The organism is Methanospirillum hungatei, assembly GCF_020216685.1.
In the GTDB taxonomy this organism is placed as follows: domain Archaea; phylum Halobacteriota; class Methanomicrobia; order Methanomicrobiales; family Methanospirillaceae; genus Methanospirillum; species Methanospirillum hungatei_B.
This window is the reverse complement of sequence record NZ_JAIWNS010000008.1, coordinates 1-10,000: the sequence shown is the minus strand read 5'-3', so window position 1 is coordinate 10,000 and position 10,000 is coordinate 1. Positions and strand designations below refer to the sequence as shown.

Below are 10,000 nucleotides of genomic sequence, written 5' to 3'. Positions count from 1 at the left end.
CCGCCGCTGCCGGTTGAATGACAAACCAGATACCATGATCCATAATGGCAGTCCGGTACATCCGGTCACGGACATTCTGCCACAATCCAAGGAGAATTCCCAGATTGATGTGAATAGTGCCGATAATCAGTGCTATCTGGAACAGTAATATCGGCTGATTCAATGGCTCGATAAGGACAAACGGCGGCGTTACGTGGAAAAACCGGGGGAGAAGATCCCCAAACCAGCCGCCTTGCAGTGTCCCAAGAATGATATCAGCGACCCCACAGCAGATGAGAATATAACTCATGTCACGAAATGCCAGATCATTTGTGCCCGGACCCCGGTAGAGGAGCCACCCAACCAGGGCGATAATGATCCCATATCCGGCATCACCCAGCATCAGTCCAAAAAAGAGCAGGTATGCAGGGGCAAAAAACGGCGTTGGATCAATCTCATTATACCGGGGTCTTGAGAATGTGGTGGTGAGGATCTCAAATGGTGCAAGCCATCTTGGGTTATCATACCGGACCGGAACATCATCTTCAGGTTCTGCAGGTTTTGTGAAGAGGAAAAACTCATCACTCGTGACTTTTTTAAGGACGTCGTGCAGGCGATCCAGATCTTTTTCCCGAATCCATCCATGCAGGTATACTACATCCCTGCTAGAGCCAAAGCTCCGGGATACCTCATACCGGTCACGCCAGATCGAGAGCTCTTCCCGAATTGCCCGAAGAGGGGTGAGATAAGACTTGGCCATCGAGATGAGATGAGCAGTCAGGCTCTCTTCCTCTTTCATATACTCTCTAAGCCGGTTCTCTTCGGCACGAATCATCTCACCTGGCATACCGGTATATGAATCAGGAAACGTGATACGGAAGAACCATGCATGATGAGCCAGTTCTTCAAGGAGCGGCCTCATTGCCTGAGTCCCGATGCACAGAACGATTATCTCCTGCCCGTTTTGTATCGTGTGAAGATAAATTTCATCAGTTCCTGATTCTCTGAACCATGCATCAAGGAGAGGCAAAGATTCCTGGGAAACCCACCCGGCTACCAGAAATGTATACGGACCAGGTGCCAGGTAGGAGAGCGGACAACCAGGGACAGCAAGCCGGTTTAAATTCTCAATCCTTTCCCGTGTTACCTGCTGCAACTCACGGTTTTGTTTCAAAGCCTCATAGGTTGTGAGGACCGGTTCGGCCTTGTCGAGTATCTCATATGCAGCCTGATAGACCTCTCCGGGTGTATCATATCTGACCGGGAAGGGCGGAGAGTCTTTTGGAAAGAGCAGTGATAAAACCCCCTCCGCTCTGACCTCGTAGGGCTCAAGGATCTCTAATATCCTGTCAGATCTGAACTGGAGCGAAATAATTCTCTCAATATCTCCGCGGGGAATCTCAAGTGAGATCCGGGGGATCTCAGCGCCTGTTCCCTTTTTCAGATCAAGGACTTCAAGTTCACCCTGCTCATGTAACGCAGACGTAACATCCATGAGCCACCGGTTATGAATACCGATGACAACACTGTTCATTCTGGCCGGATAAAACATGTTATTCTCCGGTTATGAGCCTGACCAGGAGTGAAACAGCCGTATCTTTCTGTCTTTCTGCATAGTCCCTGATCTTTCCGGCCTCATCATGCGCCTCATCCATAAGACGTGCATGCTCCCGGGCAACCTGGCTTTCTGCCCGCTCCCTCTCTTCACGCAATCTTTTTTCAGCATCTGAAAGCCGCATCAGAACAAGACCTTCCCCCTCCCGTTTCGCCTCCTCGATTGCCAGCATCTTTCTGTGTCGTGCGGCTTCGATCAGAGCAGCAGCCTCTTCTTCACTGCGTTTTATCTGATCTATCTCAGGGATTGCCATTTCTATCTTTTTAGTCTATCTTCACCTCATTTATCAGTTGTCATCCATGTGATTACCGGTGGAGTTATATCAGAAATAAAAAAGGAAAAAGAAGATCTGAACAGGTAGGATCAACTCATCCACATGCCATGATACAGGGAGAGAAATAATATCAGCAGAACCATGGGTATGACGAGATGTATGGTAAATGCTGCTCCTTCCAGGCAATACAATACATGTTTCGCAATTTTTACTGGTTTTTGAAACTGCATGTACAGTTATATTTACAAAATGGAATACATCCTTTCCTCTGTCACCTCACCGTTCCACAAGAGTATACGATCGTGACCCAAGACCGATCTTTTCAGCATACTCAAGAATATACGCTCCATCGACATAGTCCCACACACCGGTAAACTTGTTCTCCCCTGGTTCATGATGACAATGCAGTGAGGAGGAGGAAAGTCCCCGTTCCTTATTGATAAGATCGAGCGCCGCGGCATCAATAGCGACCGGATCAGATGATGCCAGAAATCCGATGTCAGGCACTATCGGTGCATCACTCCAGGGAACACAGTCACAATCCGGCGTAATATCCATCAGGAAACTTATATACAGGACCTTATCTTTAAGGGTAGAAACGGCTCCCAGGGCATATTCTGCCATCCGTTCAAGGAACCGTGGGACATCCCGCTCCCAATGGAATAATATCGCCTGCTCTGGGCAGACCTGAAGACAGGCAGAACACCCGTAGCAGACAGATTTATCAACGCTTGCTTTTTTCCCCATATGAATGGCATCAAAAGGGCATTGTGTCACACAATATCCGCACCCGACACAACGGGACTCGTCGATCTCCGCCTGCATCCCCTGGTGCTGATCACGCTTTCCGATGGGTGGTGCACATCCCATGGCCAGATTTTTAATGGCACCCCCAAATCCGGCAAGAGCATGACCCTTTACATGGGAGAGGACAACCATGGCATCTGAATCACTAATATCCTGCGCAATCTTTACGGTTTTGAAATGCTTTCCGTTGATTGCAACCTCCCGGTAATTGTTCCCTTTCAGCCCGTCTGCGATAATGACCGGACAATCAACAACAGCATAGGCAAACCCGTGGCGAATCGCTGTAGACAGATGATCTGCCGCATTATGCCGGGAACCGATGTACATCGTATTGGTATCGGTCAGAAATGGTTTTCCAGACATCTCCCGGATACTATCAACAACAGACCTGACAAACACCGGCTTTATGAACGTATCATTCCCAAGCTCACCAAAATGGAGCTTAACCGCAGTCAGATCTCCTTCAGATATGATATCGGGAAGACCTGCCGCTGTGCACAGATCCCGTATTTTGACCCCATTATTCTGATCAGGATTTCGTATCCGCATACGTGCAAGATAGACTGTACTGGTGGACATGGCTTCCCTGAACATCTACCTGCAACCTTAAGAACATGCAGGAAACGTCAGGGAAGGAGAAAGATCCCAATCAGCGGTATTGTGACCAGGGAAAGTAAAGTTGATATAAAAACTCCTTTTGATGCAAGTTCAGCATTCACCCCGTACTCTTCTGACAGCAGCACCGTATTCGCAGCAACAGGCATGGCAGCAAGGAGGACGGGGATGCCCAGAAGGAGCGGATCGGTTACAAAGGGAGATATTATCAGAGACACAATCACCGGAATCAGAATCAGCCGTGCGGCGGATATTACCCATACCCTGATATCGGATATCATGGAGTAAAAGGGAAGAGGCGCCAGGAATGTTCCAATGACGATCATCGCCAGAGGTGTTGTGATGGACCCTAAGAGTGAAATAGATTCATTCAGGGGAGAGGGGATGGTGGTACCGGTCCCAAGAAGGCACAGACCAAGGACTGAAGCAATAAGTCCGGGGGTTACAATCCTTTTCAGATCAGGATTTTGTGCAAGATCCGGACGCAGAAGAAATACACCCAGAGTAAATACCAAAAATCCGAACGGGAGGTTGATAAGAGTGACATAAAAAACCGACTCCTCCCCAAACATCGCATAAGCCACGGGGTACCCCATAAACCCGAGATTTGAGAAGATGAGCATGAACCGCAGGACGCCGGTCTCAAAGACCGACCCTTTCAGGAACCAGGGGATAATTATGGCACAGATGAATGAGACAAGGTAAACAACGACCTCAATTATTGCAATAACTTCCATCGAATAGAGAAGGCCACGTGAGAGAGGGACCTGCATACTCTCCAGAATAAGGCAGGGTATCGCAACATTTACGAGAAGAGAAGAGAGACCTGACGCCCCGCTCCGGGTAATATATCCCATGCGGAACGCGAGAAATCCCACCCCTATCAGAATAAAAAGGGTGAATATACTTGTTGCAACCGGAAGAAAGTCCATTCCCTATACCTTATTGTTCTGATAATTCAGACGATGGTCAGGTATCAATCTTCCCTTTTTACAGGGAGGGTCAGGACATCAGATTAAATCTAAAGAAGATTTATTAATCAGTCCTGATGCAATAGGTTGGAGGAATACACATGATGGAATTCATTCTGCCCGGTATCGTGATCCTGGTCATCATAGGACTGGTGATCTGGTTTGTATCTCTGTATAACCGGTTTTATGCACTCAAAAATTCATATAAAGCGACCTTAGGTCAGATAAAAGTAGCCCTGAAAAAGCGGCTTGATATGATTGACCAGCTCCTGGGGGCGGTGAAGAGCTATGCCGCTTTTGAAAAGGAGACATTTGAGCGGGTCACTGCAATGCGGGCATCAGTCGGATCAGCAGGAGCTGGTGATATCGCAGCACTTGAAGCTGAATCACGGACGATCCTGGGAAGACTGTTTGCGGTTATGGAAAATTATCCGGACTTAAAGACCCAGGCAACCGTATCAGACCTGATGGGCGCTGTGAAAAGTGTTGAAGATGAGATTGCACGCCAGCGGTACACCTGCAATAACATCGCCGAGCAGTTTAACACCATGGTTGATACCATCCCATCAAACCTGGTCGCCAGGATTTCAGGTCTTTCCAAGCTTCAGTACCTGGAGTTTGAGGAAGAGATTGCCAAAAGACCGGAGATCTCCTTCTAATTTTAACTGGTCTCAAGGATTATCCGGCCCTGTGCCATAATCCTGACCTGACCGCCACTTTCAGAGACGACAATACCGATCGCTTTTGTCTCCTGTGTTATTGCGGCAACAGATACATGACGGGTTCCAAATCCTTTTGAAAGTTGGACATTACTGGTATCAATAGAGATGTACCGGCCGGCTGCTTCAACCGTCCCGTCCTCCCTGATGACAAAGGCACCATCCAGAAGGGCTAGTTCCTTGACGTTCTCCCGCATGTCCGGATTGGTAATCTTCCTTTCTGTTGAGGAATGACCGGCGAGGGGGTTCAGGATAAGCTGCCTGGACCGTTCGAGGACAGCATCACTATCACCAAGGACAAAGGCGGTGCCTACCGGTTTTCCTTCTCTTCCCTCCCGGGCTATCTCTATTGCAAGTTTAATGACCTGCATGCAGATCTCCCTGTCCCCGTCATAGTACTCTGTAATCTTGTCGGCGATCGCGCTCAGCTCCTCGTTGGTAACGGGCCCTGTGGATTGCCTGGTCAGGACCACCGTTCCATCCGGAGCAGGACGCCGGCGAATATGATACAGAACAAGACCACTGATAATGAGCCCGCCTACTCCGGTCCCGATCAGGATCCAGAAGAATGGCCCGTTCAAGACCGACTCTTCACCAGGGGGCTTTGGAAACGCTCCCGGACTGATATTTGCGGTCAGAGGTTGCGTTACGTTCTTATTCGCCGAGAAGAACCCAGGCTCTATGGTCAGCAGGAACCGGTATGAGTCATATGCCTCATCATACATCCCCTGTCTTTCATAACAGATCGCACGGTGATACCAGGCATCGGCATAGTACGGGTCGCGGGCAATCGCCTTTTCAAACTCAACCAGTGCAGCCTGACAGTTCCCGACATCCTCATATGCCCGTCCCCATTGGAAATATGTCTCTGCCGTCTCATTATTTCCGGTCATGGTACTGACTGGAGAGGGAGTTGGTGTCGCGGTCCCTGTACCCGTTGTCGGTCTCATGGTCGGACTTTGCACCGGAGGGGGAAAAATCGGGCTCACGCCAGGCTTTGGGTTTTCCACCGGGGGCTTTACCGCCGGTTCCTTGGTATGAATCGGAGCAATAGTCGCTTTGGTTGTCATTTCATCCAATGGAACAGGCACTGTAACCACTGGAGTAATGATATCAGTTCCGGTTACCGATATTTCGGCAAAACAGGGCGTGATACATGATACTGCCGTCAGAACGAAGATAAACACCATCAGGTACCGGTACCAGGAGATGGCGTTCATAGTAGTACTAAGGTGCTGATTACTGATAAAGATGTAACCGGAAGGACGTATCATTTTGGGGGTTTATTAAGGTATTTACTCTTCTATCTGTTTATAAAAGAAAAATGAGAGCCGGATGAGGAGAAGGGGGCTTTATGTAAATCCTGCAATGATGGTATGATCCCTTGTTACATTCACAAACGAGTATTCAGATGACGGGTCAACATTGGATCCGTCTATCAGGAGATACTCAATCTGGTGTCCCTCATAGGGAGTGAGCACAAAGGTGATATCTCCGCCAGCCATCACTTCAACAGTCCCTTCCGGAAAGATTGCGCCACCAGGGCCGGCATATGCAGTAACCGTGTGACCAGGCACCTTTTCTCCGGCACCATTCTCAATGACGATGGATGCAGTCCCGGTATCATTGCCTGACCGCATTTCAGGAAGATATGTGAGGATGGGTGGGACCACCTCAAATGGTGTGGAGTTATTGGCAATATCAACCGGCTGAATGGAATCAGGTGTCGGTACCGGGGAGATACTTTCAGGAATAGTCAGGATAGCAGGATCACTGACTGAAAGCACCGCCATTGATGAATTATCCGATGAAGGTGATGGTGCAGGTTCTGCCAGTGATACGGCAATGACCACGGTTTCATCGGCTGCAGGATACCGGTCGATGGATCCTTGGGCAGTGGTTGCATTCATCGCCATAACCTTCCATGAGGTATATAAGGGAATATCTGCGGGAACCGGAACCGAGAGACGTGATGTCATTACTGCGTCCAGTACGACCTCCTGATGAGTGCTGGTGGTGAGAACAACCTGATTTCCGGGGGTCAGTCCGGTAAAGAGAAGGTACCCGTTTTTAACTGCCGGAGCCGTCACCGGGGTCTCATTTTCTGAAATATTTTCTGCAATAACCGTCCCGTTCTCATCCTTCACCCTGACGACTTCTGAACCCAGGGCTGAAAAGACAGACTCTTCATCCTGATACTCGTTCTGTACAGAGATTGCAGGTGTGGCTGAAGGGGATTCTGTCGTGGCATTGATCGTCTCATTCACTCCCTCAGTGGCAGTCTCATTCGTTATGGGTTCAGACGGTTCTGTTTCTTCTACCGACAGTTCCTCACCCGATTGATTGGTAACCGGTCCTTCTTCAGATGTGGTGTTGGTATCTGCAGGAATATTCTCTTCAGATTCTGATGAAACCGGCTCGACTGGTTCAGGGGTAGGCTCAGGAGTTGGGGCAGGATAGTTTTTATCGGTATTTGTGAGGGGGAGATAATCGATATTATAGGCATTTATCTCATATGGTTTGTCACCGATTCCATATCCGTCCTCATCAGGAACCGTGTCTGAAAACCCATCAAGGCCTGGTGCAGATCCCCAGTAATTGCCACCTTTATACGGACCTCCCAGGATATTCACGCCTTCTTCAAGGGTTAGATTCCAGACAATATCACTGCTGATCTCATCTACGGAGATATTCGTCACACTTCCAAAGTAGTTATTGTATATCTTCGCACCCCTGACCCCGTTCCCAATGACAACCACCGGACCGGTTGTGGTCTTTGAAAAGTTATTATCGGTGATAACAGAATCTGTGGTGCTTTCAATCTGAAGTGCTGCATATTTATTGTCGCTGATGCCGTTTTTGGTGAGAGTAAATCCTGATGAATCTGTGACCTGAACGCCATAGACATCACAGGTGTTGATAGTATTATCATGCAATGTGACGTCTGCGGTCTTCATGACGATGACGCCAACCCCGTTGTTTTTCAGGGTATTTTTCGTCACGGTGACTTTGCTGGAGGTCTGTTCAATATTAATTGCCTTTGAACAGTCCCGGATCAGGTTGTCAGTTATGCGAATAAAATCTGAATACTCGATATGAATACCGGTCGGGCAGTCGATGATATCCAGGTTTGAGATAACATTGGTATCACCCTCTTTTCCCTTTACATACTGGTAACTGACACCATTGTTCCAGTCCTCAAGTTTCAGGTTTTTTATTGTGACATTAGTGATAGAACCGCCAAACTTATTCACATAAATACCGACTGATTTGTCCCGCTGGTCTCCACCCAGAAAATGACCCTGGCCGTCAAGGACAACATCAGATGCTTCGATCCTGATCCCATACATATCAGTAATCCCCCGTGCATCTGCAGTCAGCTCGTACATCCCTGGTGATGTGATCACGGCAGGAGCAGTTATCGGCTGTGCTGTACCTGATACACTGAATGCAACGAAAATTACCAGGATGAGATATCCCAAGATTCGGAATGGTTTTCCTGACATCACATACACCTTCCCCATCTTTCGGATCACCAGTATCTGAAATACGGGAAATCCCAAGATTCTTGTATCTGTTGTTTATGAAAAGGATCCTATAAGGTTCTCGGATAAGAAGTCTGATTTTTCAGAGATTTACACACTGTTTCAATTATTAATCCCTGAAACTGAAAAGAGAAGAGTTGGGGATTTTATCAGGAGTATTGAATATTTTTCCTGCAATCTCTGCAATTTATAGTCATTTTCCATTATCGGATTTGCATGAGTTCCCTGACGACCCGGATGTTATCTGCATCACCGCGCCGATCATCGACCGGTGTTTCACAGATACAGGGGATATTTAGAAATCCCGGATGCATGAGGACTGAACGGATACCAGATACACCAAGGGTCCCCATACCGATGTGTTCATGCCGATCAAGCCCGCTCCCCAGCTCTCCCTTTGCATCATTGAGATGGATCACATGGACCGATGGAAGACCGATAGTATCCTGAATCAGATCAGCCACCTGGCCCACCGATTCTGCCGTCCGGAGATCATACCCTGCTGCAAAGGCATGACAGGTGTCAAAGCATATACCAATCCGATTCTGCTCTTCACACCGTCCAAAGACATCGGCGATATCCTCAATCGTGCTCCCTACCGAATGCCTCTCTCCTGCGGTGTTTTCAAGAAGAAGCATAGTCCCCGGATCGCTGCCTTCAAGTGCGGTGTCAATTGCCTGAACAACCCGTAATCTCCCGTGTGCACAGTCATCCCCGGCATGTCCCAGATGAGTGATCAGATAAGGGATATGAAGGGCCTGACACCGGTCAAGTTCCATCCTCAATGCATCCACCGACTTCTCATACATGACAGAATTGTCTCCGGCAAGATTGGGAAGATAGGAGATATGGGCAAATACGGTCCCAGGTCTGAATTGTTCACTTTCGTGAATAAAGGCATCAGAATCCCTTTTTTCGATTGGTTTCGCCTTCCAGCCCCGTGGATTCTTGGTAAATATCTGAAAGCAGTCACAACCCCGTTCTCTGGCCCGGTCAAAGGCATGTACGAATGACCCGGCTATGGATACATGAACTCCAACCTGTCGTGATGTCATGGTACTCAGGGATGAATGAGAATGGTCTTTTCTTCCAGGTAATGGAAGAGAGCATACCGGCCGTTTTCCCGCCCAAGACCTGATGACTTCACACCTCCGAAGGGTACTTCAGGAGGTATTCTCAGGTGCTGGTTCACCCAGACAATGCCGGCATCAAGCTCCTGAGTCGCACGGGATATCGTTCTCATGTCATGGGTCCAGACTGATGCACCAAGACCAAACCGTGTTGCGTTCGCCCGCTCAATTGCGTCTGATATGGAGTCAAATTCAGAGATTGGAAGAACGGGACCGAATACTTCTTCACGCATGACCGGAGCATCGGGATCGACATCAGTGAGGATGGTCGGAAGATAAAACGTCCCCATGTCATAGGGGGCAGAATCTGGTATCTTTCCCCCGGACAGTACGGTACCGAGCCGG

9 protein-coding genes are annotated in these 10,000 nt (G+C 48.6%); 1 reads left to right on the top strand and 8 read right to left on the bottom strand.

Going from position 1 to position 10,000, the window contains the following annotated elements; genetic code table 11:
• The 4 genes from LDL35_RS00475 to LDL35_RS00460 form a co-directional block, all read right to left on the bottom strand.
• A partial coding sequence (locus LDL35_RS00475; RefSeq protein ID WP_304018397.1) for a V-type ATP synthase subunit I occupies positions 1 to 1,531 on the bottom strand: 1,531 nt, incomplete at its 3' end.
• 1 nt (position 1,532) lies between these two features.
• A complete protein-coding gene (locus LDL35_RS00470; RefSeq protein WP_304018395.1) occupies positions 1,533 to 1,847 on the bottom strand; it encodes a hypothetical protein in 315 nt (104 codons plus the stop codon).
• Positions 1,848 to 2,144: 297 nt separating this feature from the next.
• Positions 2,145 to 3,254, bottom strand: coding sequence for a DUF362 domain-containing protein (locus LDL35_RS00465; RefSeq protein WP_304018394.1), 1,110 nt, complete (start codon positions 3,252 to 3,254; stop codon positions 2,145 to 2,147).
• Between the two features lie 47 nt (positions 3,255 to 3,301).
• Entirely contained in the window at positions 3,302 to 4,222 is a 921-nt protein-coding gene (locus LDL35_RS00460) for an AEC family transporter (RefSeq protein WP_304018392.1), read from the bottom strand.
• A gap of 140 nt (positions 4,223 to 4,362) precedes the next feature.
• Here LDL35_RS00460 and LDL35_RS00455 point away from each other — a divergent pair, with 140 nt between their 5' ends.
• Positions 4,363 to 4,920, top strand: a complete 558-nt coding sequence (locus LDL35_RS00455; RefSeq protein WP_304018390.1) for a LemA family protein — start codon at positions 4,363 to 4,365, stop codon at positions 4,918 to 4,920.
• A gap of 2 nt (positions 4,921 to 4,922) precedes the next feature.
• Here the strand turns inward: LDL35_RS00455 and LDL35_RS00450 are convergent, their stop codons facing one another.
• The 4 genes from LDL35_RS00450 to LDL35_RS00435 all read right to left on the bottom strand — a co-directional run.
• Positions 4,923 to 6,200 carry a diadenylate cyclase gene (locus LDL35_RS00450; RefSeq protein ID WP_304018388.1) on the bottom strand — a complete coding sequence of 426 codons (1,278 nt, stop codon included), beginning with the start codon at positions 6,198 to 6,200 and terminating at the stop codon, positions 4,923 to 4,925.
• A gap of 132 nt (positions 6,201 to 6,332) precedes the next feature.
• Positions 6,333 to 8,516, bottom strand: coding sequence for a NosD domain-containing protein (locus tag LDL35_RS00445; protein WP_304018386.1), 2,184 nt, complete (start codon positions 8,514 to 8,516; stop codon positions 6,333 to 6,335).
• A 212-nt stretch (positions 8,517 to 8,728) separates the two neighbouring features.
• Positions 8,729 to 9,580, bottom strand: a complete 852-nt coding sequence (locus LDL35_RS00440) for a deoxyribonuclease IV (protein ID WP_304018384.1) — start codon at positions 9,578 to 9,580, stop codon at positions 8,729 to 8,731.
• A 5-nt stretch (positions 9,581 to 9,585) separates the two neighbouring features.
• A partial coding sequence (locus LDL35_RS00435; RefSeq protein ID WP_304018382.1) for an aldehyde dehydrogenase occupies positions 9,586 to 10,000 on the bottom strand: 415 nt, incomplete at its 5' end.

Excerpts from the sequence above, each read along its gene's own strand:
- LDL35_RS00470 (WP_304018395.1), bottom strand. The coding sequence starts at position 1,847 with ATGGCAATCCCTGAGATAGATCAGATAAAACGCAGTGAAGAAGAGGCT.
- LDL35_RS00465 (WP_304018394.1), bottom strand. The coding sequence starts at position 3,254 with ATGTCCACCAGTACAGTCTATCTTGCACGTATGCGGATACGAAATCCT.
- LDL35_RS00460 (WP_304018392.1), bottom strand. The coding sequence starts at position 4,222 with ATGGACTTTCTTCCGGTTGCAACAAGTATATTCACCCTTTTTATTCTG.
- LDL35_RS00455 (WP_304018390.1), top strand. The coding sequence starts at position 4,363 with ATGATGGAATTCATTCTGCCCGGTATCGTGATCCTGGTCATCATAGGA.
- LDL35_RS00450 (WP_304018388.1), bottom strand. The coding sequence starts at position 6,200 with ATGAACGCCATCTCCTGGTACCGGTACCTGATGGTGTTTATCTTCGTT.
- LDL35_RS00440 (WP_304018384.1), bottom strand. The coding sequence starts at position 9,580 with ATGACATCACGACAGGTTGGAGTTCATGTATCCATAGCCGGGTCATTC.